This window comes from Paraeggerthella sp. Marseille-Q4926 (assembly GCF_916618935.1).
In the GTDB taxonomy this organism is placed as follows: domain Bacteria; phylum Actinomycetota; class Coriobacteriia; order Coriobacteriales; family Eggerthellaceae; genus Paraeggerthella; species Paraeggerthella hominis.
In genome coordinates this window covers 481,832-504,477 of the sequence record NZ_CAKAKF010000001.1, presented here as the reverse complement: position 1 = coordinate 504,477, position 22,646 = coordinate 481,832, and the positions used below count along the sequence as shown (strand labels likewise).

17 protein-coding genes are annotated in these 22,646 nt (G+C 63.4%); 5 read left to right on the top strand and 12 right to left on the bottom strand.

Annotation, left to right across the window (positions count from 1 at the left end; genetic code table 11):
- Positions 1-11: 11 nt before the first annotated feature.
- The 3 genes from LG373_RS02055 to LG373_RS02045 form a co-directional block, all read right to left on the bottom strand.
- The gene (locus tag LG373_RS02055; protein ID WP_225748849.1) at positions 12-710 is read right to left on the bottom strand and encodes a pirin family protein; all 699 of its coding nucleotides are present in this window, start codon (positions 708-710) and stop codon (positions 12-14) included.
- 145 nt (positions 711-855) lie between these two features.
- Positions 856-4,197: a hypothetical protein gene (locus LG373_RS02050; protein WP_225748848.1), complete on the bottom strand. Its 3,342-nt coding sequence runs from the start codon at positions 4,195-4,197 to the stop codon at positions 856-858.
- A gap of 198 nt (positions 4,198-4,395) precedes the next feature.
- The gene (locus LG373_RS02045) at positions 4,396-6,417 is read right to left on the bottom strand and encodes a RecQ family ATP-dependent DNA helicase (protein ID WP_225748847.1); all 2,022 of its coding nucleotides are present in this window, start codon (positions 6,415-6,417) and stop codon (positions 4,396-4,398) included.
- Between the two features lie 290 nt (positions 6,418-6,707).
- Between LG373_RS02045 and LG373_RS02040 the strand changes: the two genes are divergently transcribed.
- Complete coding sequence (locus tag LG373_RS02040) at positions 6,708-7,163, top strand: RNA polymerase sigma factor (protein ID WP_225748846.1); 456 nt, start codon at positions 6,708-6,710, stop codon at positions 7,161-7,163.
- Positions 7,153-7,914 (top strand): hypothetical protein, encoded by a 762-nt coding sequence (locus tag LG373_RS02035; RefSeq protein ID WP_225748845.1) that lies wholly within the window; start codon positions 7,153-7,155, stop codon positions 7,912-7,914. The genes LG373_RS02040 and LG373_RS02035 overlap by 11 nt, the downstream gene beginning before the upstream one ends.
- Before the next feature lie 48 nt (positions 7,915-7,962).
- Here LG373_RS02035 and LG373_RS02030 read toward each other — a convergent pair whose 3' ends face one another.
- From LG373_RS02030 to LG373_RS02010, 5 genes are all read right to left on the bottom strand, one after another.
- Positions 7,963-9,276: an amidohydrolase family protein gene (locus LG373_RS02030; RefSeq protein WP_225748844.1), complete on the bottom strand. Its 1,314-nt coding sequence runs from the start codon at positions 9,274-9,276 to the stop codon at positions 7,963-7,965.
- Between the two features lie 99 nt (positions 9,277-9,375).
- Complete coding sequence (locus tag LG373_RS02025) at positions 9,376-10,635, bottom strand: GNAT family N-acetyltransferase (RefSeq protein ID WP_225748843.1); 1,260 nt, start codon at positions 10,633-10,635, stop codon at positions 9,376-9,378.
- A gap of 9 nt (positions 10,636-10,644) precedes the next feature.
- A complete protein-coding gene (locus tag LG373_RS02020; protein WP_225748842.1) occupies positions 10,645-11,772 on the bottom strand; it encodes an aldo/keto reductase in 1,128 nt (375 codons plus the stop codon).
- Positions 11,773-11,859: 87 nt separating this feature from the next.
- The gene (gene ychF / locus LG373_RS02015; RefSeq protein WP_225748841.1) at positions 11,860-12,924 is read right to left on the bottom strand and encodes a redox-regulated ATPase YchF; all 1,065 of its coding nucleotides are present in this window, start codon (positions 12,922-12,924) and stop codon (positions 11,860-11,862) included.
- Between the two features lie 363 nt (positions 12,925-13,287).
- Positions 13,288-14,670 (bottom strand): sodium-dependent transporter, encoded by a 1,383-nt coding sequence (locus LG373_RS02010; RefSeq protein WP_114566848.1) that lies wholly within the window; start codon positions 14,668-14,670, stop codon positions 13,288-13,290.
- Between the two features lie 382 nt (positions 14,671-15,052).
- On the opposite strand from LG373_RS02010, the gene LG373_RS02005 reads away from it, so the two are divergent.
- Positions 15,053-16,078, top strand: coding sequence for an LCP family protein (locus tag LG373_RS02005; RefSeq protein WP_225748840.1), 1,026 nt, complete (start codon positions 15,053-15,055; stop codon positions 16,076-16,078).
- 21 nt (positions 16,079-16,099) lie between these two features.
- Here LG373_RS02005 and LG373_RS02000 read toward each other — a convergent pair whose 3' ends face one another.
- Entirely contained in the window at positions 16,100-16,855 is a 756-nt protein-coding gene (locus LG373_RS02000; RefSeq protein WP_147269863.1) for a GNAT family N-acetyltransferase, read from the bottom strand.
- On the bottom strand, positions 16,842-17,585 hold the full coding sequence (locus tag LG373_RS01995) for a MarR family transcriptional regulator (RefSeq protein ID WP_114566845.1): 744 nt from the start codon (positions 17,583-17,585) through the stop codon (positions 16,842-16,844). Before LG373_RS01995 ends, LG373_RS02000 begins: the two co-directional genes overlap by 14 nt.
- A 290-nt stretch (positions 17,586-17,875) precedes the next feature.
- Here LG373_RS01995 and LG373_RS01990 point away from each other — a divergent pair, with 290 nt between their 5' ends.
- Entirely contained in the window at positions 17,876-18,694 is an 819-nt protein-coding gene (locus LG373_RS01990) for a MerR family transcriptional regulator (protein ID WP_114566844.1), read from the top strand.
- A 166-nt stretch (positions 18,695-18,860) separates the two neighbouring features.
- On the opposite strand, the gene acs is transcribed toward LG373_RS01990, so the two are convergent.
- Positions 18,861-20,855, bottom strand: coding sequence for an acetate--CoA ligase (acs, locus tag LG373_RS01985; RefSeq protein ID WP_114566843.1), 1,995 nt, complete (start codon positions 20,853-20,855; stop codon positions 18,861-18,863).
- Positions 20,856-20,883: 28 nt separating this feature from the next.
- Entirely contained in the window at positions 20,884-21,534 is a 651-nt protein-coding gene (locus LG373_RS01980; protein ID WP_225748839.1) for a hypothetical protein, read from the bottom strand.
- A 368-nt stretch (positions 21,535-21,902) separates the two neighbouring features.
- Here LG373_RS01980 and LG373_RS01975 point away from each other — a divergent pair, with 368 nt between their 5' ends.
- Entirely contained in the window at positions 21,903-22,595 is a 693-nt protein-coding gene (locus LG373_RS01975; RefSeq protein WP_114566841.1) for a DUF3793 family protein, read from the top strand.
- Positions 22,596-22,646: the final 51 nt, after the last annotated feature.

The window sequence follows — 22,646 nt, the reverse complement described above, 5'->3', positions numbered from 1 at the left end:
AGCAGGCGCCCCTACTCGGCTGCAAGATCGAGCAGGATGTAATGCGACGGCTCGACGGCCCGCACGACCACCTCGCGCTCCGCGGTGATCTCGGCGGCATCGCCCTCTTCAAGCGAGAATCCGTTCACCGTGCCCTCGCCTTCGATCTGCACGAGGTACGCCTGGCGACCGGGCTCGAGGTCGTAGCGCAGCTCCTCGCCCTCGCCTATTGCGGAAACCGAAATGCGCACGTCCTGGTGCACTCGAATGGGACCGTCCTGCGACCCCGACGCCACAAGAAGCCACGTGCCCACGCGATCCTCCCAGGCGAAGCGACGATCCCCGTAATCGGGATCGAGGTTCTGCTCATCGGGCGTAATCCATATCTGCAAGAACCGCAAAGGGTGCTCGGTCTTGTTGAATTCGCTGTGCAGGATTCCCGTGCCGGCGCTCATGTACTGCACGTCGCCACGACCCAAGCGGTTCCCGTTGCCCAAGCTGTCCCGGTGCGTGAGCTCGCCCCGCACCACGTAGCTGAGTATCTCCATGTTGTCGTGAGGGTGGGTGTCGAAGCCGCCGTACGCGTCGAACACGTCGTCGTTGAGCACGCGCAGCGCCCCGAACCGCATGTTGTCGGGATTGTAGTACTCGGCAAACGAGAAGTGGAACCTGCTGTGCAACCATCCGTGCTCGCCCGAGCCCATGCTCGCGCTCTTGACGACGTTGACCATGGCGAACTCCTTCAGTCGAGGGTTTCGCTCATCATAGCGCGCGAACATCGCCGCAGCATGGCGGATGCATGACGGGGCGGCAACAGTCGGCGCTCGACCGACACAGCCGATCGAGCGCCGAAAGCGAACCGCGTTGCCGCTGCGCTTACGGAACGGCGACGATGGGGTACAGATGATGACGGTAGCCCCACCAAACCGGGAACACCAGGTACACCTCATGATGCCAGCTTGCCTGATGGGTCTCCACCCTGCCCGTCATCAGGTTGAAGGCATCGAGCGTGGTCGTACGATTATGCTCCGCGCCGGCTTGGTCGTAAATCTTGTTATAGGCAGCGTCGTTTACGGCAACCAGATAAGGTTTGTACTGCGACCAGTACCAGGTGGTTTCCGCACTATGCCATTCTCCGAATTCCCCGTACTGGTAGTCCCCGCGAATCAATCGAGTGCCGTCGTCGAACCCAAGAGCACGCAGCTCGTCGTAAACGCTCTGGACCTTCTCGAAGTTCCGAGCACCGCGCACCTGCGGCAGGTTCTTCCACATCTGCTGCCACTGGGCGAGCGTGATGCTGCCCGAATGCTTGTACAGGTGGATGTCGTCCTTCTCGACGCTGTCGGAGAAGTTGGAAGGCGCACCCTGGTAGATGGTCTTCATCAGCAGATCGGTTCCGTAGGCGGTATCGTTGAGCAAGCAGCGAATGCGTCCGTCAGACCGCGGCTCCGTAGCCAGACGATACGCTGATTTCTCCCTCAGGTACGTCTTTTCGTTGAAGGTGTCGTAAGCCACGGTGCCATACAGCTTCTTGACCACCGTGTCCGCCTGGCTCTTCAGCTGCTTGATGGAGTCCTGGTATATGCTTCCTTCACCGGGACCGAAAAAGTCGTCGTCGTCGATGGCATCCATGGTGTTCAAGTAGGCCATGGACACGCCGTAGCCGTACACGTAGGCCGTGAACAGGCTTTCCATGTACTCCGATTTCGAAACGAACGTCTCGGGGTCCCAGTTGTAGTACGTCTCGATCCACGAGTTGTACTCGCCCACCGCATCGGAGCCCAAGCCCTCGAGCATGCTGCCCAAAGCCAGCGTTTCGGCCACGACCGTCGTGCTCATCAGGCGATCCTTCTTGTCGACCGCATTCGCAAACGACTTGAGCGTTTTCTTGTTCGCTGCGCTCAGGTCGTCGTAGGTCGCGCCGGCATCAGACTTCTCAAGCTTGTCCATCAGCCTGGAATAGAGATCTTCGTAGCTTTTCAAGGAGTCCAGATGACCCTTCACCACGTGCCATTTCGACAAGTAGCCCGCGCGCTTGTCCACGGCGTTCAGTTTCACGGCAAGAGTATCCACGCTTGTCTCCAAGCGCGTAAGCTGTCCCTTCATCAGCTGCAACTCGTCGTAGATGTCCTGCAAGCTGGGGCCGGGGTTGCCGTCGATCAAGTTGGCGATCATGCCCAGCAAAGACGCTATGCCGTTGCCGATGGACGCCTTGTCCTGCTGGCAGAAGCTTCCGATGGCGTTCGCGATGGCCTCGAGCGTTTCGAACGCCGTTTTGGCATCGCCCGCGGCAGACCCGACCTCGCCTTCCGCCGCGACGGGGACGCACGACACCGTATGGGGCCCCTGCGCTATGCCGAGTTTGTTGAGCACGACGCCCTCGGCAAGCTCGAATTGCAGGGAGGCCAAAACGGATTCCACGTCGTCCATGAACAGCTGGCGAGCCTCGTCTTCGACCGCAGGATCGACCGGCGCAGCGAGGTCGGGCGCGGCCGCAGGATCGACCGGCGCAGCGAGATCAGCTTCGGCCGGCTGCCCTTCGACCTGCGGGGACAACAACTCACGATAGCCGTCCAGCCATCCTTGGGCCGTTTCCGCCTCGATGGACATCGTCAGCGAGAACCGGTCGCTTCCCAGCACGCCTCCCACGGACAGCCCCATGCCCTCAGGGAGCAGAATCTGACTTGCATCCAAAAGAGCCAGCGAGCCGTTGACGGCCTCCAACTGCACGGTCGCAACCACTTCAGCCAAACCGTCGTCGTGAATGCGCACGTCCGTCGCATCCACGGTGCCATGCGGAAGGGCGTCGACCGCGTCGGCCGCACCCGTCAGTCGATCATCGGCTACCGCATACGCGCAGGCCAGATCGGGCTCGCCCATCAACAGGCGGGGATCCATACGAAACGCAGCCGGTTCGAAAGCGTCGAGCGCCGCCGTCAGAACCTCGAACTGCTCTTCCGGCGAGCCAGCCTGCACGGAGATCTCGAGCAAGCCCTTATGCGCGTCAGCCGCATCGACCGAGAAGCCTTCGACCCGTATGCGGTCGTCGTCGAACCGGATCATGTCCTTCGTTGCACCGGAATCAAGCTTCCCGTTTTCCACGAACAGGGAAATTCCGAACACCTCGCGTTCGTACGAAGCGGATGCCATGTCCAAGGCAACGCGCGGGCTTTCAATCGACACGTACGCCGCAGACACCGAGGATGCGTCCGCAAACGCTTCGCGGGAGAAGGCGATGACGCCATCGGTCCCAGGGGAGCCGGGATCGCCGTCGATGCGCACGGTAGCCGCGTTAGGACCGGTCAGGGTCACGGCAGAAACCGACGATCCCTCGAACGCGTCGGACAAGGAAAGCGCGCTGGCGGAAAGCGCTTCGGAAAACGGCGTGTCGGAAACCACGTCCACCTGCGTGAAACGCGCGTTGGCGGAAACGGCCTGGCTGTCGGCAACCTGCACCGTCGCTATCTTCGCGCTGGCGGGAACCGCAGCCGACCCGACGGTCAGCGTGGCGGGAATCGTCGTTTGCAAAGATGCGCATACCGCGGATCCGCTTACCTGAAGCGAAGACGCTTCGTCAGCGTGCGCGATGCCGGGCACCTGCGGCGCGAGCCCCGCCGTCAAGGCGACGACGACCAGAATCGACATGCCGCCACGAGCCCGGGAGCGTCGTCCGCCCTTGCGAGAAAACGTCGCGCACGCCAGCACCGCGAATGCAACCACGCACGCCGCCAGTGCAAGCGAGGCGGCTCCGCTATCGCCCGTCGAGACCAGGCGCGTACCCGTCATCGAGCGAAATACCACGTCAAACGACATGTCGATCGATTCTCCTGGAGCCACGCTCTGCTTCGAGGCCGCAAGGGAAGCAGTCGCATCCGCCAAGCGCACGTTGCTGGGCAGGCTGGCCTCCAAACGAACGTCAGACCATGTAGCATGCGTGGAGTTTTCCGCCTTGAACGTAACCCGAGCGCGCTCCCCCGAAGCGTAGGACTGAGCATCGAACGACCCTTCGACGCGCGGGGATGCTCCCGAATCTTGATCAGCACCGACGTTTTCCGCATACGCAGGCGACGGAAGCAGGGCAAGGGCGAGCATCAAGCACCATGCCGCGAAAAACGCTGCAAGCGCCGCGAACGAGCGCTGTCTTGCAAGCCGCCTCACCTCCCCTGAAGAAAGCGGGTCGTGCGCAACATTCAAAAACGGGGCGGACGCGTATCGCATGGCGGTCTCGTTTCAACGAATCGGACAGGGCAGACCTCGTCTTCATTATAAAAGCGCGAGCTTGCCGAACGTGCTTCCTAATTCGTAGAAATATGACCCTGTTTCGCTGAGAACGCACCCGATCGGCGGCGCGCGCATCTTGGCAAGCGGGCCCGACCGAGCAACGTCAAGCCGCTTTCCTCCCCGCCCGAAAAGAGCCTACTCTCCTCCGCGCTCCCAAGCGGCGATCTCGGCCAGAAACGCCTGGCCGTAGCGGGCAAGCTTCGTGGCGCCCACGCCGCTGACCTCAAGGAACTCCTCGTCGTTCGCAGGCTTCTTGACGCACATGTCGCGCAGCGCGGCATCGGAGAACACGATGTACGGAGGCTTGCCGGCTTCGTCGGCCAAGCGCTTGCGCAACGCGCGCAAACGTTCGAACAAGCTCGAATCGACCTCGCCGAGCGCCGACGAGCCCGACGATCCGAACGCGCGGCCGCCCGCGCCTCGTCCTTGGCTTCGCTCGGACTTGCGGGATACGCGCTTCATGGTCAGCGAGAAGCCGTCCTCCGCCGCCTCGCGTGCTCGCGGCCCCAAGCCGACCGTGGGATAGGAACCTTCGGTGATGGACAGGTACCCTCCCGCCGCCAACAGCTCGATGATCTCTTTGACCTGGGCAACCGATGCGTCCACGGTGCCGTAGCTGGCAGCCTCGTCCAGGTGCATCTCAAGCACTTTCGCCACCTTCGATCCGCGCAGAACGTCGACGACCATACCCTTGCCGAAACGCCCGCGCAACTCCTGCACGCAACGCATGACGGCCCGCGCGGTGGCGGTCACGTCCACGGCTTCGAAAGCGCCGGCGCAATTCAAACAGCAGGCTCCGACTGCCTGCCGGCAGTCGGAAGAACTCGACGCTACGGAGGGCTCTGGCGCCGAATCTTGCGGCTCCAAGCCCTCCTCACGGCCCGAAGGCCGCTTCATCGGGCTTTCCCCGCAATCTTCAGCACCAGGACCCTCCTCGCTGACGTTACGAACAACCTGCGACGATTGCTCCCCAAAGTAGCGCAGGATGTACGCGCGCAGGCAGTCGGTGGTATGACAGTACCCGCACATGGCCTCGAGCAAGCGGCGCCGACTGGCGCGCACGGCTTCCGCCTCCTCCGGGGCAAGCTCCTCGTTTCCCGACTCCTGCTCGATGAAAAAGCGGCACGTGGACACGTCGCCATCGCTCCAGAACAGCAGGCATTCGGAAGACTCCCCGTCACGACCGGCGCGGCCGGCCTCCTGGTAGTACGCCTCGATGCTGCCAGGCATGTTGTGGTGAATGACGTAGCGCACGTTCGATTTGTCGATGCCCATGCCGAAGGCGTTGGTGGCCACCATCACGGGCGCGTCGTCGACGATGAACGCGCGCTGGCTTTCGGCACGGGCCGCCGCGGGCATCCCCGCGTGATAGCGAACGGCGCGCACGCCGGCTTCAAGAAGGGCCGCATGCACCTTGTCCACGTCCTTGCGCGTGGAGCAGTACACGATGCCGCTGTCCAAGGGGTGATCGAGCACGTACGCCGCGATGCGCGCAAGCTTGCGCTTCGGCTCCAAACGTTCCACGCCAAACGAAAGGTTCGGTCGATCGAACCCGGTTACCTCCTCGTACGGATCGCGTAGATCGAGCAGCCGCGCGATGTCGGCGCGAACGCGCGCCGTAGCCGTAGCGGTGAACGCCGCCACAACGGGCCGCTGCGGCAGCTGGGCGATGAAATCGCCTACGGCCAGATACGACGGACGGAAATCCTGCCCCCACTGCGACACGCAGTGGGCTTCGTCCACCGCAACGAGCGGGATACGGGCCTCGCGCGCGAACTCGATGAAACGAGGGTCGGACAAGCGCTCGGGCGCAACGTACATGATCTGGTACGCTCCTTCGAGCGCGCGGCGCAGCACGGTTGCCTGCTGGCCCGGCGTGAGCGTGGAGTTGAGGTACGCGCCCCGAACGCCCGCCTCGATAAGGGCGCGCACCTGATCGCCCATGAGCGACACGAGCGGGCTTACCACCAGGGTCAATCCGCCCAGCACGATGCCCGGCACCTGGTAGCACACCGATTTTCCCGCGCCCGTCGGCATGACTGCAAGCGCGTCGCGCCCGGATAGGATGGCGTCCACGACGCCCTGCTGCCCCGGCCGAAACGACTCGTACCCAAAATGGCTTTTGAGCGCCGTTTGCGCGGCGGCTGCGTGCATCATGTTCGAAACATCCTCCTTGGACGGCAAGCGGACGGGCGCGCAGCTGCAACAAGAGCATCGAAGAATGCGGCCCTTGGAGAATCTTACCGCAAGGCGCTCCCCTTCGGACGGTTCTCGGAATCGTTTCTACAGGTTCCGCCGACCGCAGAACAGGTGCACGGCGATCGTCGAAAACCGCATGGTTGCCGCTATACTGGATACATCGCATCCCATCCCGACATAATCCTTGTTCCCGTCGTGTTAGATTCGGAAAGGAAACAGCCCTGACGAACGAGCTCGACATAGCCGCGGTGTTTCACCGCCATGCGAAGACGGTCTACCGCCTGTGCTATTCGTACCTGGGCAGCTCCGCCGACGCCGAAGACGCGACGCAAACCGTGTTCCTCAAGCTGCTCGACAAGCCCCGCACGTTCAACGACGACGAGCACGAGAAAGCCTGGCTCATCGTGTGCGCCCAGAACCACTGCCGCGACATATTGAAAAGCGCGGCGCGAAAGCGCTCGGCAGAGCTTCCCGAAGACATGCCGGACGACCGCGCCCATGCCGAAAGCGACGAGACGCTTCGCATGGTGCTCGATCTTCCGGAAAAGTACAAGACCTGCGTGTACCTGCATTATTACGAAGGATACCGCACTGCCGAGATCGCCGAGATCACCGGCACGCCGGCGTCTACGGTGCGCAGCCACTTGAGCGAAGCCCGCGCGCTGCTCAAGACCCTGCTGGGAGGTGAGCGAAATGAACGATGACGAGCGCCTTGACGAGTCGGTCGACAAGCCCGATGCCGCGTTGGGCGATGCTCTGCTCCGTGCGTTCGATCGGATGACCCCGAGCGCCGAAGTCGAGGAGCGCATGCTGGAAGCCATCGCCTCGGCCTGCGAAGCGCCCGAAAACGCGAACGAGGACGAGAGCGAACACGAATGCGAGGACGAGGAACCCCGTTCCCACCTGGAAGACTGCGACGCGTCGAACAGAGCGTTCGTCCCCGCAACGGTGGTGCTCGGCAAAAACGGAGCGAACACCGAATCGTACCGCAAGGCAAGGCGCGTCTGGAACGTATCGGTTCCCGCGGCAGCCTGCCTGGTGCTTGCCGTGGGAATCGGCGGAATCGTTCTGGGCGTAAGCGGCACGGATCAGCAGGGCATGCAAGCCGCCGCGCCGAACGAGGGCGGCGCGACAAGCATGTCGAGCTCCGAAGCCGCCCGAGGCGCCGGCGCGGTCCCAACCCCCGAAACCGGCTCTGGACCTGCGGCGAACGCCGCTCCCCACCTGAACGTAACCCTGTCCGACGGGCTGCGGCTGCGCATAGCCTCCGGCGAAGACGGCCTTCCCCTGGCCGCAGACCCCGCGCTGGTCGGCGGCCAGGTCGAGATCACCAGCGCCTGGACCGATTCGCAGGAAAGCGTGGGCTGCACGGTGTTCGCCTACGGCGACGGCGTCCATCCCTACGCCGTGCGCTACGACGGGGACGAATCCTTCTACGTGGCCGGCATCGTCTGAGCGAAGCCCTGCGTGCCGTCCCGCACATGCAGGGCGGCACGCAGAAAGCTACGCCTGCGCCTTCGGCAGAAAGCCGTCCAGTTCCGCATCCAGCTGCGAAAGGCGCTTCACGCGCGGATGGCGGTCGAGCGCGCCGCGAACCATGACCATGCGCACATCCCGCAGCACCTCCAGGTTTTCAAGAGGGTTGCGGTCGAGCACGATGAGGTCGGCCGATTTGCCGGGTTCGATCGAACCGGTCTCGTCGCCCAAGCCCAGAATACGCGCGTTTCCCAGCGTGGCAACATGGAGCGCCATCTGCCGCGAAGCGCCTACGATGCGCTCGAAGTACACCACCTCGCGCCACATGTCGTAGTGCGTGATGTACGGGCACGACGAATCGGTTCCCAAACCCACGGGGATGCCCGCCTCCAATGCCTGCTGGGCGGCACGCACGATGCCCTCGTAGACGATGCGGCCGTTCACCTTCTGGACCTCGGTCGATTTCGTCTTCTCGGGCGAAAGCTTCACGAACGGCAGCGCGGGAGACACGGTGCAGGTGAGCGAAGACGAGCGACTCGCGCCGTTGCGCTTGAACAGCGCGATCAGCTCGTCATCCAGTTCGGCGCCATGTTCGATGGTGTCCACCCCCGCCTCCAGGCCGACGCGCACGCCTTCGGCGCTCTCGATGTGCGCGGCGGTGCGCATGCCCAGCTTGTGCGCCTCGTCCACGGCCGCGCGGGCGATGTCGGGCGGCATGCGCAGCACGCCCGGCTCCCCTTCGACCTCTGCGTCGAACACGCCGCCCGTGATGAACAGCTTCACGTGGTCACACGCGTGCGCGAAGCACGTGCGAACGATCTCGCGCGCCTGCTCGGGCGTGCTCGCCACATGAGCGAACAAGCCCGCGCCGTGACCGCCCGGCACGGTAACGCCCACGCCGGACGCGAGCAGTCGCGGCCCCGGGAACGCGCCTGCGTTGATGGCGTCGCGCACCTCCACGTCGGCGAACCCCGGATCGCCCACCGAGCGCACCGTGGTCACGCCGCTTGCCAGCTGCTGCTGCGCGTGACTTCGCAGGACGTGGCGAAGCGCCCACCTGCCCACCGGGTTTCCCACCACGCCGTCTATGAGGTGACCCGCGCCGCCCGCGCTCAGCGGCTTGCCCGACCCGCACAGATGCACATGCGCGTTGATCAGGCCGGGCATGAGGTACGCGCCGGCCAGGTCGATTTCCTCCGCGCCCGCAGGCGGCACCGTGCTGGCTGCGGGTCCCACCTTGTCGATGCACCCGGCGTCGTCCACGACCACCGTCATGTTCGGCAAGGGAGCCATACCTTCCGTACCGTCGAGCACCGTTGCGTGCGTGAACACGTATGCCATAGCGCGCCGCCTCCCACGGCGCGCATGCGCCGTATCCTCGTCTGCTTGAATCTATCCGCTCAGTATACGCCTGGGGCAACACCGGAGAAAGCGCCGCAGCTACTGCGAGGCGCGGCGGTCGGCCAAAGCATCGCGCTCTTCCCTCGTGATGGAAAACGCCACATGGGGCATGCGCACCCCGCGGTAGTGCTTCACCACCGTTGCACGCGGGGTCATGCCGTTTCGGCGAGCAACCGCCTGCGACGGTTCATTCGTGTCGCGAATCAAAGAATACACCTCGCGAGCACCCAAGGCGTCGAAGGCGTAGTCGCGACAAGCAATGGCTGCCTCGGTCGCGTACCCCCGATGCCAGAACGCTTTCATGAACAGGTAGCCCACCTCCATGACCTGGGCGTCTCGATATTCCTGCAACGTGACCCCGCACTGTCCGATCATGCGATCCGTCTCCTTGAGCACCACGGCCCAAAGCCCGAAACCATCGGTACGATAGCGCGCCGTCTGCCGATCGAGCCACTCCCGCACGCCAGTCTCATCGAAGGGGCCTTCGTAGGCATACATGACATCGGGGTCCTGCAAGATGATCCGAAGCGCGTCCAAATCGCCTTCGCCCATTTTTCGCAAGGTCAAGCGCTCGGTCTCCAAAATGCGTTCCATGCTCGCCCCGGAGCGGCGGTCGGCCATGATTCGGGCGGCACCCGACGTCTCGGCAGCCCGCAGCAGGGAATCCGCCGTCAACGCCTCGCCTTTCGGCACGTGCACGGCCAGGCACGAAAAGCTCGGCTTGTCGGCGGTGAACAGGCCAAGCTCCCGCGAGGCGGCGCGCACGTCGTCTTTCGACAACCCGCCGCGACGCAGGGGCGAGATCACGCCCAGCTCCGCAAGCGCCCGGAAGCCGGGGCGGTTCGCCGGATCATCGGTGGTGTTCGTGCCGTCGACCAGCACCTCGTACCCGTCGCGCGCCATGCGCTCGAGAATGGTCGAGAAGATGAACGTCTTGCATCGATAGCAGCGATCAGGCGCGTTTTCGCAGATGTCGGCGTGCGACAGGACGTCGGCGTCTATCAGCTCGAAATCGGCTCCGAGCTGGCCTGCCAAGCGAAGCGCGTCCTCGACCTCGAACGCAGGCTGAAACGCCGTGCGCACGCCGTACGCTTTCACCTGGCACCCGGCCCGCAATGCGGCGGCAAGCAAATACGAGGAATCGCACCCGCCCGAAAACGCCACCGCTACGCGCGGCGTGCGCGCGAAAAAATCCTCCAAAGGCTCGACGCCCGCCTGCTGCCCGGGCCCGACGACAACGGGTCCGTCGCGGCGAGCGCTCTCGTTATCGTACGCGCTTTCGTTGTCGTACGCTGCCATGCTCCTCCTTTAGCGCTCGAACAGCTCTGCCGCGCGCGCCAGTTCCTCGACGATGGGGATATGCTGCGGGCACACGTCTTCGCACGCGCCGCACGCAATGCACGACGACGCGAGGCCGTCCGACACGTTCCAATCGTAGTTTTCCTGGGCGCGGAACTCGTCATGGTAAAGCGCCAGGATGTTGAGCGACGCGAGCGCCGCCGGAATGCGCACGTCCTGCGGGCAGTTCTTTAGGCAGTACCGGCAATCCGTGCAGGGCACCGTGGAGATGCCGTCCAGAATAGCCCGCACCTGATCGAGCAGCGCGCGCTCCTCGCTGGCCATCGGCCGGGCGTCGCGCATGATCCGCACGTTCTCCCGCACCTGATCGGGAGTGGACATGCCGGACAGAACGGAAACCACGCCCGGCAGCGACGCGGCGAAGCGCAATGCCCACGAGGCCAGGGACGCGTCGGGCTGCGCCACGCTCAGCAGGTTTGCCGCCGCATCGGGAAGCTTCACGAGCGATCCGCCCTTGATGGGCTCCATCACCACCACGGGCAGGCCATGGGCGCGCGCAACCTCGTAGCACTTGCGCGATTCGATGGTCGGGCTTTCCCAATCGGCGTAGTTGATCTGCACCTGCACGAAATCCATGTTCGGATGAGCGGCCAGAACCTCTTCGAGCACGTCGGCCTTGTCATGAATGGAAAAGCCCAGATTGCGAATCAGGCCCTTTTCCTTCTTCTGCGCAAGAAAGTCCCACAGACCGTACTCGTCGAACTGGGCGGTGCGGTCCTCCCCCAGGTTGTGCAGCAGAAAGTAATCGAAGTAGCCCGCGCCGGTTTCGCGCAAGGACTTGTCGAACATGGCGCGCGCATGATCGGCGTCCTTCGCCAGCCACGCCGGCAGCTTCGTGGCGATCTGGAACGATTCGCGCGGATAGCGCTCGACGAGCGACGCGCGCAACGCAGCCTCGGATCTGCCGCCATGGTAGCCGCGCGCCGTGTCGAAGTACGTGAAGCCCGCGTCCATGAACAGGTCGACCATTTCCTTGACCTGCTCGATGTCGATCTCCTTCGACCCGTCCGAAAGTTCCGTTTCCGGCAGCCGCATGAACCCGAAGCCCAACGGCGCCAACTCTTCGCTCGTCTGCATGTTCGTCCTCCGCACGTTCCCCCAATAAAAAAGCTGCATAACGCCTGACGAAAGGCTGTTATGCAGCTTATCGCATCATCGCGCTGCTTACACGTTGAACTTGAAGTGCATGACGTCGCCGTCCTGGACGACGTACTCCTTGCCTTCTTGGCGCAGCTTGCCGGCGTCGCGACAGCCCTTTTCGCCGCCCAGGCCCACGTAGTCCTCGTACGAGGCCGTTTCGGCCTTGATGAAGCCGCGCTCGAAATCGGTATGGATGACGCCCGCGGCCTGCGGAGCCTTCGCGCCGATGGGGATAGTCCAAGCGCGCGTTTCCTGCACGCCCGTGGTGAAGTACGACTGCAAACCCAGCAGCTTGTACGCTTCGCGCACCAAACGGGCCAGGCCGCTTTCCTCAAGGCCCATGGCCTCCAGGTACTCCTTCGCCTCCTCCGGATCCAGCTCGGCCAGGTCCGCCTCCACCTTCGCGCTGATCGGCACGGGGCGGCACCCGTCGATCTCGGGCAGTTCGGCGTCCAGCTGATCCTCGTCCACGTTGGCGATGTAGAGCATGGGCTTCATGGTCAGCAGGTGCAAATCGTAAATGGCGGCCTGCTCGTCCTCGTCAAGCCCCAGCGTGCGCGCGCGATGCCCCTCGTCCAGGCCCGCGAGCACCTTCTTAGCCGCTTCGACCTTCTTGGCGCCGTCCTTGTCGCGCTTCGCTTCCTTCTCCAGGCGCGGCAGCGCTTTCTCGATGGTGGCCATGTCGGCCAGCATGAGCTCGGTCTTGATGGTATCCACGTCGCTGTGCGGATCCACCTTGCCCGCAACGTGCACCACGTCGGGGTCGCCGAAGAAACGCACGACCTCGCAGATGGCGTCCGTTTCGCGGATATTCGCAAGGAACTGGTTGCCAAGGCCCTCGCCTTGGCTGGCGCCGGCCACCAGGCCCGCAATGTCCACGAACTCGATGGTGGCGGGCACGATGCGCGTAGGATGATCGATGTTGGCCAGCGCGTCCAGGCGCGCGTCGGGCACGGGCACCACGCCCACGTTGGGCTCGATGGTGGCGAAGGGATAGTTAGCAGCAAGGCCGCCCTTGTTGGTAAGAGCGGTGAACAACGTGGACTTGCCGACGTTCGGCAGGCCGACGATACCGATGGACAATGACATGGAGTAATCCTTCTCAAGCGTTTGAAACGTATCGAACCATGATAGCAAATGAAAAGGGTCCGTGCGCCTGCACGTACAGACCCCACGCAACCTATCAGCAAACCCATCAGCGCATGCAACTTCGCGCACCGGACCGCGCCGGACCGCATTGTCGCCCCAAACGTACGGTTTTCGCCGTCAAAGCGTCCGTTTGGGGCGACAATGTTTCCCGGCGTGTGCCCGTGCGGGCTGGCGGCCCGCCGCCTCGTGCGGCCTGCCCGATCCGGCGCAGCGCCGGATCGGGCAGGCCGCACCTCAACGCACGAAGCGCCCCGACGATGCGGGGCGCTTCGAAAACATGCGACAGGCGAACGCAAAGCGACGCTAGAACTTGATCAGCCCGAACGTTTGAGCGACGAACGCCACCAGGATGACGACCACCAGCACCGGCGCGACATACTTGATCATGAACGCCCAGGCATTCTTGATCTTGAACGGACCGGTCAGCTCCACTTCGTCGATGATGGTCTTCGGCTTGATGATCCAGCCAACGAAGACGCAGGTAAGAAGCGCAACGATAGGCATGATCACCGAGTTGGAGATGAAGTCGAAGAAGTCGAGCAGGCTCGATCCCGGACCCAACGGCTCGATGAACGACAGGCCGTTGTACCCCAAGTTGACGAAGATTCCCGCTGCGACCACCACGCCGATAACGGTGATGAGTGCCTTCTTGCGCGACCAGCCGGCACCGTCCTGCACGATGGAGACGCAGGTTTCGGTAAGGGAAATAGCGCTGGTCAGCGCCGCGAACAGCACCAGCAGGAAGAACAGAAAGCCCATGATGGTAGCAGCACCGCCCATGTCCGCGAACACGGTGGGCAAGATGACGAACATAAGCGACGGGCCGGAGTTCTCCGCAACGGCCTCGCCCGAGCCCATGGCCACGAACGCGGCGGGCACGATCATGAGGCCGGCCAGGAACGACACGCCGATATCGAAGCCGCCGATACGCGTGACGCTCGAGGTCAGGCTGGACTTCTTGTCCAGGTAAGAGCCGTAGGTGATCATAATGCCCATGGCGAGCGACAAACTGTAGAACATCTGGCCGAGCGCGCCGATCACCAGTTCGGGAGAGAACTTGCTGAAGTCGGGCACCAGGTAGTACAGAGCGCCTTCAAGAGCGCCGGGCATGGTGAGCGTGTAGATGGAAATGCCCACGGCCATGATGATGAGCGCCGGCATCATGACCAGGTTGGCCTTCTCGATGCCGCCCTTCACGCCCAGGGACACCACGATGAACACGACGGCCATGAACAGCAGCATCCACAGGAAGCTCTCGGTGTTGCTGGTGATGAACCCGGTGAAGAAGTCGCCGCCGTCGGCAAGCGCCTCGGGGCCGTTGATCAGGTACGCAGCAGTGTACTTCGTCACCCAGCCGCCGATGATGCAGTAGTACGGCGTGATGATGAACGGCACCACCGATGCCAAAATGCCGATGAACGCGTACTTCTTGCCGAAGCTCTTGAACGCGCCGATGGCGGATTGGCCGGTCTTGCGGCCAAGCGCCGTCTCAAGCAGCAGCAGCGATACGCCGAACGTGAACACCAGCACCAGGTACGTGATCAAAAAGGTGCCGCCTCCGTATTGGGCGGCCAAGTACGGGAAGCGCCACATGTTTCCCAAGCCCACGGCCGAAGCGGCCGCAGCCAGGATGAACGCCCATTTGCCCGACCACGCAGAGCGCGCGGGCGCGTCGGTAGATGCCATTCGATTCCTCCATTGTCGATCAAATATTGACAGGGGTTCCCGCCAACCGATCTCGCTCGCGGGAACTCGGACGCCGTCACCTGCGGTCTCTCCCTACCAGCACGGCGATCCAGGTGCATAATTATAGCGGCAAACGACCTTCGTCTGGTCATGTTTTGCCGCAAGAACCACCTGGGAAAAGGATTTTTTGCGAAATTGCACGGCTATGCCCCGCGAGCGAGCGGTTTAAGCGCCCCAACGGCTTTCCGCAGATGGCGACGCGGCTCGATCAGGGCGGTTTTTTCCGCTCGGCCAGAGAGCGCTTTCCCGCAAGACCCGCCGTGCGCTACCATAGAGCGCGCAGACGCGACAATGCAGCAGCACCATCAAAGGGAGGGTGGACATGACGAAAACGGGAAAGGCGAACCTTGTCGGGAAGGCGGTCCTCGTGCTGGCGGGAGCGCTTTTGGCGGCGCTGCTCTGCTCGTGCTCCGCCGCGCAGCAACCCGACAGCAAGACCGCAACCGACGCGCTCGACGCGCAAACGGTGCGCGATGCGCCGCTTGCCCAGCCGGAGCACCCCGACGCCCAGTACGTGCTCGTCATAGGCGACGACTCCTGGGGCGCCTACACCCCGGGGCGCGCGGACCTCATGATGCTCATGCGCCTGGATTTCGAGCGCAACCAGATATCGCTGGTCACCGTTCCGCGCGACACCAAGTACGTAGCGCCGGACGGCGGCGTGTCGAAGCTCAACCAGGTGTACTGCAACCAAGGCCCCGAAGCCCAGTGCGCTGCGGTTTCGAGCGTCGCGGGCGTGGACGTGACGCAGTACGTTGTGATCGGGTTCGAGGGGCTCCAAGGCATCGTGGAGCACTTCGGCGGCCTGAACGTGAACCTGCCGTACGCCCTGGACTACAGCTTCTACACGAAGGACTACCCCAACGAGCAGTTCGCCGAGGGTGAGCAGACTCTGACGCCATGGCGCGCGATGGCGCTTTCGCGCACCCGCACAAGCTACGGCGACTACAACCTGGAGCAGGACATGATGCGCCAGGTGGTGGATCGGCAGATGATGGTGAACCTCATCCAACTGGCGTTCGCCGACCCTTCGCAAACCAAGACCCTGCTTGGAGCCCTGCAGGGGTTCGTCACCACGAACGTGACGCTTGAAACGCAGTCGCTGTGGGCCGACGAGCTTGTCGACGGGTCGCAGATCACCGTGCACGCCACCAGCGGTCCGTACACCGGAGGCATCGACGAGGAAACGCAGTTGTGGCTGGTCACACCCGATCCCGAGAACTGGAAAGCGCTCATGACCGCCGTCGACGCAGGGCAGGGCCCCGCGCAGGCAACGGCGGCGTACGCCTCAGCATCGGAGTCGCCCCGAGCCCCCGTCAGCACGTCCGCCACGATAGCGCTGAACTAACGGAGCGCAAGCCCCGCCAAGCTAGCAGGCGGCGACCAACCGCACCTGAGAATCGGCGTCGGTGCCAAGCGGCTCGCCCACGGGCAGGGTCAGACGGTACTTGTCGGACACATGCTCGTAGCCGGCCGATTGCGCCAGGTGCCGCATCGAATCGTTGTGCGTTTCCATGTAGATGGTGTCGATGCCCAGCATAGGGGCCATGGACGTCCATGCCGACAGCATGCGGCGCATGAACCCCCTGCCGCGATGCTGCGGCGGCGTGTAGCACGCAACCACGGTAGCGCTGCGCTGAGCGCCGCCGTGGGCGCTGATGGTGGGAATGCGGTCGGCAGCTTCCAGGCCGGACATCGAGACAACCTCGCCGCCCTGCTCCACCAGCGCGAAGAACACGCTGGTGTTGAGCGTGCGGCGCAGGAACGCCTCGGTCTCGGCATGGAACAGCCTGCACGCATCGCCTGACGGGGCGAGCCCCCAGTACTCGACCGACTGCGCGCAGCGGAAATCGCAGATGGTGGCTATATCTTCTTGGTGCGCGAGGCGAAACGTAGCCGCAGACCCGACGATCTCGCCGTCTTCGTTCGCGGCGCGCAGATCCGAGTCGTCCTCGCCAAGCTGCAAGACCAGCCCGAACGCCATGGCCCGCATCTCCTCGGAAAAGCCGCCGGAGAAGGCGCCTTCGGCAAACGGATCGATCACGTTCGCCGGAGCAACGGAGGACGCGCCCACCACGACGCTCCTCCTCGAGTCCGGGACGTTCGTTTTATTATGCTCCCTCATGTATGCTGCCTCCTCGCCTACCGCCGCGCCGGGTGCCGTCGCGACCATCGCGCCGTTTGCCGCCGAACGAATCGAATCCTTCAAAATGGGCCAATGCCCCGAACGCCGCAAAGTGGGGAAGCCCCTCTTCCGCATCGAATCGGTCATCCTCGCCGAACAACCTTCGAAACGCCTCTTCGCGTTGACGGCGAACCGCTTCCAAGCCGCCTTCTTCGCATTCGTCTATCTCGTCTTCAAGCACAGCCACGACGCGATCGAGGTATGAGCCGAACAGCTCCTTCTCGAACTCCTCGAGGCAGTCGAACATATCCGCAGGGCCTTCCTTGGCGGAAGGCTGCTTGACGGCCCGGCCCTTATCCGTAAGCTTGACCACCATCACGCGCCCGTCTTCTTCCGACTGCTCGCGGGAAACGTAGCCCTTGCCTTCGAGCTTTCCCAGAAGCTCGTTGAGCGACGAGGTCCTGATGTCGAGCACGTTGGACATGTCTTTCGTACTCACGCCGTCTTTCACCTTCAGGAGCGCTAAGATCCTGCCCTGCCCGCGCGTCGGATCGGCCAAAGGACTTCCGCCTTCGACCGAGAACCGTCTTCGTATAAGCAGGTGCTGAAGCGCGACGAGCTTTTCGTAGAGCAGCACGTTGGCGTCGAGCGCAGGCTCGTCGACGATCCGATTCGCCGCCGCCTCGATGCCTTCGCCCCCGTGATTGGAGCACTTCGAATTCTCGTCCATATCGCGCTCCCCCAGAAGGTTTGACAGGTACCTTTCATAATGCAGGAGCACATAATAATCCGGTACCTGTCGGAAATCAAGAACTTTCTGACAGGTACCGGCTCTTTTTACGCAAGATTGACGGTCGCTTGCGGGCGCGTTCCCCTCGCTGCCCGTTTCCGCGACCGATTGCGTACGCGCGCGTGCTAATATTTCCTTTTACCAACGGTCGGATTCGAGCCGGGTCGCTCGCGCCGTGCCGCACCAAAGATCGTCCGGCGCCGCGCCGCGCCCGCGAAAGGAGGCAGCCCATGCTGCTCTCGTCGGGAGAATTCTCTCGCATGTGCAACATCAGCAGGGAGCTGTTGATCCACTACGACCGCATCGACCTGCTAAAACCCAAGATCATAGCCGACAACGGCTATCGGTACTACTCGCTTGAGCAGCTGTACCTCTACGACGCCATCCGCTTCTTCATGGACGCCGGCATGTCGACGAAGGAGATCCGCGATTACCTAGACCATCGCACCACCGAGCTGTTCTTGGGAAGCATTCAAGAACGCATCGATTGCCTGCAGCGCCAGCGCGACGTGCTGAACGCGCGCATCGGCATGATGGAGAAGATGCGCTACATCACCCAGCGCGCGCTTCGCTTCCCCAAAAGCAAGCCCTCGCTTGCCAACTGGGACGAGCTCTGCTTCATCACCACCGACATCGCGTGCTCGCACACGGAGCACACCTACGCCCAAGCCATCAGCGAGCACGCGCGGTTCTGCAGGACCGCCGCGAGCGTTGCCACGTTTCCCCTGGGAAGGATCGTGGACGTCCCGGACGCCGAGCACGCTGAAGCGTTTCGCTACACCAAGCTGATCACCTGGATCGATCCGCCGAAAAACCCCGAGAAGCTCGACGGGCGCATCTTGCGCAAGCCCAAGGGGACGTATGCGGTCATCCTGCACCAGGGAGGCCCTTGTACGGTCGCGCAATCCTACGCCGACCTGCTGACCTACATCGAAGAAGAGGGGTTCACCCAGACGGGGCCCATTTTCGAGATGGACGTGAACTCGTATCTGACCTCGGATTCCCCCGAGGACTACCTTCTGCACATATCCACCTTGATAGAAGAGTAACGGCGCGCATGCGCGCCGTGCGGGCGAAACGAACGGCGCCCTCGGTCGGCGAGGCTCCCGCCCGCACGGCAGCCTTGAACCAAAGGGCAGCTTGAAATTCGGGTGCAACGCAAAAGAAGGGCCGCATCTTTCCTCGATGCGGCCCTTCTTCCATTCCATCGACCGGCTAGGCGCTCATGCGGCCGGTTTCCTTGATGAGCTGCGCCACGACGGACGGCTCGGAAAGCGTCGATATCTCGCCCAGGTTGTCGGTTTCCTTGGCGGCGATCTTGCGCAGGATACGACGCATGATCTTGCCGCTTCGGGTCTTGGGCAGCGCCTTCGCGAAGTGGATCACGTCGGGCGTGGCGATAGGCCCGATGACCTCGCGCACCTGATTGCGCAGTTCGTCACGCAAGTCGTCGTTGATGACCGCGCCCTCCTTGACCGTCACGTACGCGTAGATGCCCTCGCCCTTGACCGGATGGGGGTATCCCACCACCGCGGCTTCGGCAACCTGCAGGCAGGACACGAGCGCGCTTTCGATCTCGGCCGAGCCGATGCGATGGCCCGACACGTTGATGACGTCGTCGATGCGGCCCGTGATCCAGAAGTACCCATCCTCGTCGCGATAGGCTCCGTCGCCGGTCAAGTACGCGCCCGGCACCGGGAAGTACACGTTCTTGAACGTATCGCGATTCCCGTGCACTCCCAGCATCATGCCAGGCCACGGGCGCGCGATCATAAGGCTTCCCGACTCTCCCGCCGCGGTTTCCTCGCCGTCGGCACCCACCACCTTGGGCACGATGCCGAAGAACGGCAGCGCAGCGGATCCGGGCTTCATGTCCACGGCGCCGGGCAGCGTGGTGATCATGACGCCGCCGGTCTCGGTCTGCCACCAGGTGTCGGCGATGGGGCATCGGCCCTGGCCGATGGCCGAGTAGTACCACAGCCACGCTTTCGACGTGATAGGCTCGCCCACCGACCCCAGCAAGCGCAAGCTGCTGATGTCGTGCTCGTTCACCCAGCGCTCGCCGTCCTTCATCATGGAGCGAATGGCGGTCGGAGCCGTGTACAAAACGTTCACGCCGAACTTCTCGACCACTTCCCAGTACCGGTCGGGCTTGGGATAGTTGGGAACGCCCTCGAACATGAGCGCCGTGGCGCCGTTGGCCAAAGGCCCGTACACCAGGTAGGAATGGCCCGTGATCCAGCCCGCGTCGGCAGTGCACCAGAAGATGTCGTTCTCCTTCAGGTCGAACGAGTACTTCGTGGTGAGCGTCGCGTACAGAAGGTACCCGCCGCTGCCGTGGACGATGCCCTTGGGCTTCGCCGTGCTGCCGCTTGTGTACAGGATGAACAGCGGATCGTTCGACTCCATGCGCTCGGGCTCGAACGACGGAGCCTCGCCGGCCATGATGTCGTCCCACCACACGTCGCGATCGGCCGCCATTTCCGTGCGCTTCTCGATGCGCCGCACCACCACGCAGTGCTTGACCTGCGGGCATGCTTCCACAGCCTTGTCGCAGATGTCCTTGAGGTGCAGGATCTTGCCGGAACGGTACCCGTAGTTCGCGGTGATCACCACGGTAGCGCCCGAGTCTTCGATGCGGTCTTTGAGCGCTTCGGCGGAAAGCCCGCTGAACACCACGCAGTGCACGGCGCCGATGCGCGCGCACGCCAGCATGGAGATGACCAGCTGCGGCACCATGGGCAGGTACAGCACCACGCGGTCGCCGCGCTTCACGCCCAAACTGGACAGCATGTTGGCCGCCTTGCAAACCTCGCGGTGGAGGCGCTGGTAGGTGTAGACGTCCACTTCCTCCGAAGGTTCCCCCTGCCAGATGAGCGCGGCCTTGTTGCGGCGCGGGCCGTCCAGGTGGCGGTCCAGGCAGTTGTACGACACGTTGATCTGTCCGCCGCGGAAGTAGCGGACGAAAGGCTCGTCCGAGCTGAAGTCGTACTCCTCCACCGCGTCCCAGCCGCGGTACCAATCAAGGTTCTCGGACGCCATCTGGCCCCAGAACGCCTCCGGCTCTTCGATGGATCGGCGGTACAGCTCGTCGTAATCCTGGCGGCTCTTGACAAGGGCCTTGTAACTGAACTCGGGGGATGCCTCAATAAGGCGCTCGTTTTCGAGCATCTGCCTGATGAAGGCGTTGCGCGTGTTCGTCTTTCTCATAGCGGGCTCCTATCTTTTCTTTCGTCGATTACGCCACGTTGTCGACGAGCAGCGGTCCGCTCGCGATCATGGGGGTGTACACGGTGCGGGGAATGAAGCTTTCCGGGGTGCATGCCTGCAGATCGGCGCGCAAGTCGGGTCGGCAGTGCGCCAGCTGGGCGAACGCGTCTTCCAGCAGAACGGACTCGTTGATGGAGCGGCATCCGCTCATGGCTGCGCACAGCACGTGCCCAACGCCGCGATCGCAGCGCGCGCACCAGTCGAAGCCGCTCTCGTCCATCAGGGCCACGGCGAACGCGATCAGGTCGGGATCGCCAAGGCACGGCAGCAGGCGCTCGATCTTCTCAGCTGCGACAGGACCCTCGTCGAGCACTTCCTCGATGCGGCGCAAGGCGTCGCGCCGGACGAACGTCGCCACGTCGGCGCATGCAAGCGAGATCAAAAGGTCGACGTCGTCGAGCGCGGCCGTGGCGGCGATGCGCGCGGCGCGGCTGACCCGATCGGATGCCGCGAACGCCAGAAGCTCGGCTTCGTCAAGCCCTCGCACGGCGCAGCGGAGCTCTTGCCCATGGAGCTGGCCGATCCGAGCCACAAGCTCGTCTGCGCCAGGATACGATGCCGACGCCGCCGAGCGGACCGAAGCATTCTTCGCTGCTGTCTTCTTATTGGTTGCCTTCATGGTTCTGCCTCCTTCTTCTTCGCTGCTCTTGCTTGGACAGGTTCGTAACGGAAACGAAGCGGATGAAAACCGAAACGGGCGTTCATCGCTTTCGGGCGTGGGTCCATCCTGGGGGTTGCAACAATTACAAGGTCAACCGGCATCCCCGATACCCGCCTGCGACCGGTTCCTTCCCTGCCGCGAACGGGCACGCGAAACGATGCCGACGCCGAAAAGCCCCCTTCGCGCCGCGTCGCCGGCGCGCGGCCCCCTCCGCCGCAGCGCAATCGAGTGCATCTTGCAGCTTTTTTCGCACGCATCCCTTGACGCGTACCGCTTCGTTCGTTATAAGTTACCCTAACCTAACTTTTCCGAGTAGAACGGATATTATGGACGACATGCACTACCGGTTGGACTTCGAGCGAAAGCTCATCCACCATTGCACCCCCGTGCTGGCAGCGCTCAAGCCGGCCAACCTGTTCACCTGCCGCGACGAATCGGTGCCGGGAATTCGCGGAAACGGACCGAACCCGGTGGACCCGCACGAATACCAGGACAGCTTCTCGAAGGCGCTTCGCACCGCGCGCGTCAAGCTGGCACCGTGCGGCGTGCGCATCGAGGTGCTGGCGCGACGACCGGCCGGCCCCCTTGTATACGTGTACCGACCCCATCTTCTCAAGCTGAGCATCCAGCAGGAAAACGTAGCGGCATACCTGCGCAAGGAAGGCTACGACCCCTCCTGCCTTTCCACATGCATAGAGCGCCTGCACCGCCGCATCTGCGGAACGGACGTGAAAAGCCAGCTGACCGGCTGCTGCTCGTTCCCTCACGAGATCGGGTTCTTTTTGGGCTACCCTTACGAAGACGTGGTGGGATTCATCGAGAACCGCGGCGAGAACTTCCTGTGCAGCGGCTGCTGGAAGGTGTACGCGCAGGAACGCGACGCCCAAGCATGCTTCTGCTGCTACAAAAACTGCACCACCGTGTACGAGTGCTTGTTCGACGAGGGGGTTCCCCTGGAATGCCTCGCCTCGCTTGACGAGGACTTCCCCGCCGCAGAGGCGTTTCGCGCCGCCGGCTAGAACCACGTGCCGAACCCCGACGCAGGCGTCGGGCGACACGGGCGCGCAGCT

Bases quoted from the DNA above. Each gene is read 5' to 3' on its own strand.
- LG373_RS02010 (WP_114566848.1), bottom strand. From the start codon at position 14,670: ATGGCATCTACCGACGCGCCCGCGCGCTCTGCGTGGTCGGGCAAATGG.
- LG373_RS02045 (WP_225748847.1), bottom strand. From the start codon at position 6,417: ATGATGCACGCAGCCGCCGCGCAAACGGCGCTCAAAAGCCATTTTGGG.
- LG373_RS02005 (WP_225748840.1), top strand. From the start codon at position 15,053: ATGACGAAAACGGGAAAGGCGAACCTTGTCGGGAAGGCGGTCCTCGTG.
- LG373_RS01990 (WP_114566844.1), top strand. From the start codon at position 17,876: ATGCTGCTCTCGTCGGGAGAATTCTCTCGCATGTGCAACATCAGCAGG.
- ychF (WP_225748841.1), bottom strand. From the start codon at position 12,924: ATGTCATTGTCCATCGGTATCGTCGGCCTGCCGAACGTCGGCAAGTCC.
- LG373_RS02025 (WP_225748843.1), bottom strand. From the start codon at position 10,635: ATGGCAGCGTACGACAACGAAAGCGCGTACGATAACGAGAGCGCTCGC.
- LG373_RS02000 (WP_147269863.1), bottom strand. From the start codon at position 16,855: ATGAGGGAGCATAATAAAACGAACGTCCCGGACTCGAGGAGGAGCGTC.
- LG373_RS01995 (WP_114566845.1), bottom strand. From the start codon at position 17,585: ATGGACGAGAATTCGAAGTGCTCCAATCACGGGGGCGAAGGCATCGAG.
- LG373_RS02030 (WP_225748844.1), bottom strand. From the start codon at position 9,276: ATGGCATACGTGTTCACGCACGCAACGGTGCTCGACGGTACGGAAGGT.
- LG373_RS02020 (WP_225748842.1), bottom strand. From the start codon at position 11,772: ATGCAGACGAGCGAAGAGTTGGCGCCGTTGGGCTTCGGGTTCATGCGG.
- LG373_RS02055 (WP_225748849.1), bottom strand. From the start codon at position 710: ATGGTCAACGTCGTCAAGAGCGCGAGCATGGGCTCGGGCGAGCACGGA.
- LG373_RS01975 (WP_114566841.1), top strand. From the start codon at position 21,903: ATGGACGACATGCACTACCGGTTGGACTTCGAGCGAAAGCTCATCCAC.
- LG373_RS01980 (WP_225748839.1), bottom strand. From the start codon at position 21,534: ATGAAGGCAACCAATAAGAAGACAGCAGCGAAGAATGCTTCGGTCCGC.
- acs (WP_114566843.1), bottom strand. From the start codon at position 20,855: ATGAGAAAGACGAACACGCGCAACGCCTTCATCAGGCAGATGCTCGAA.
- LG373_RS02050 (WP_225748848.1), bottom strand. From the start codon at position 4,197: ATGCGATACGCGTCCGCCCCGTTTTTGAATGTTGCGCACGACCCGCTT.
- LG373_RS02035 (WP_225748845.1), top strand. From the start codon at position 7,153: ATGAACGATGACGAGCGCCTTGACGAGTCGGTCGACAAGCCCGATGCC.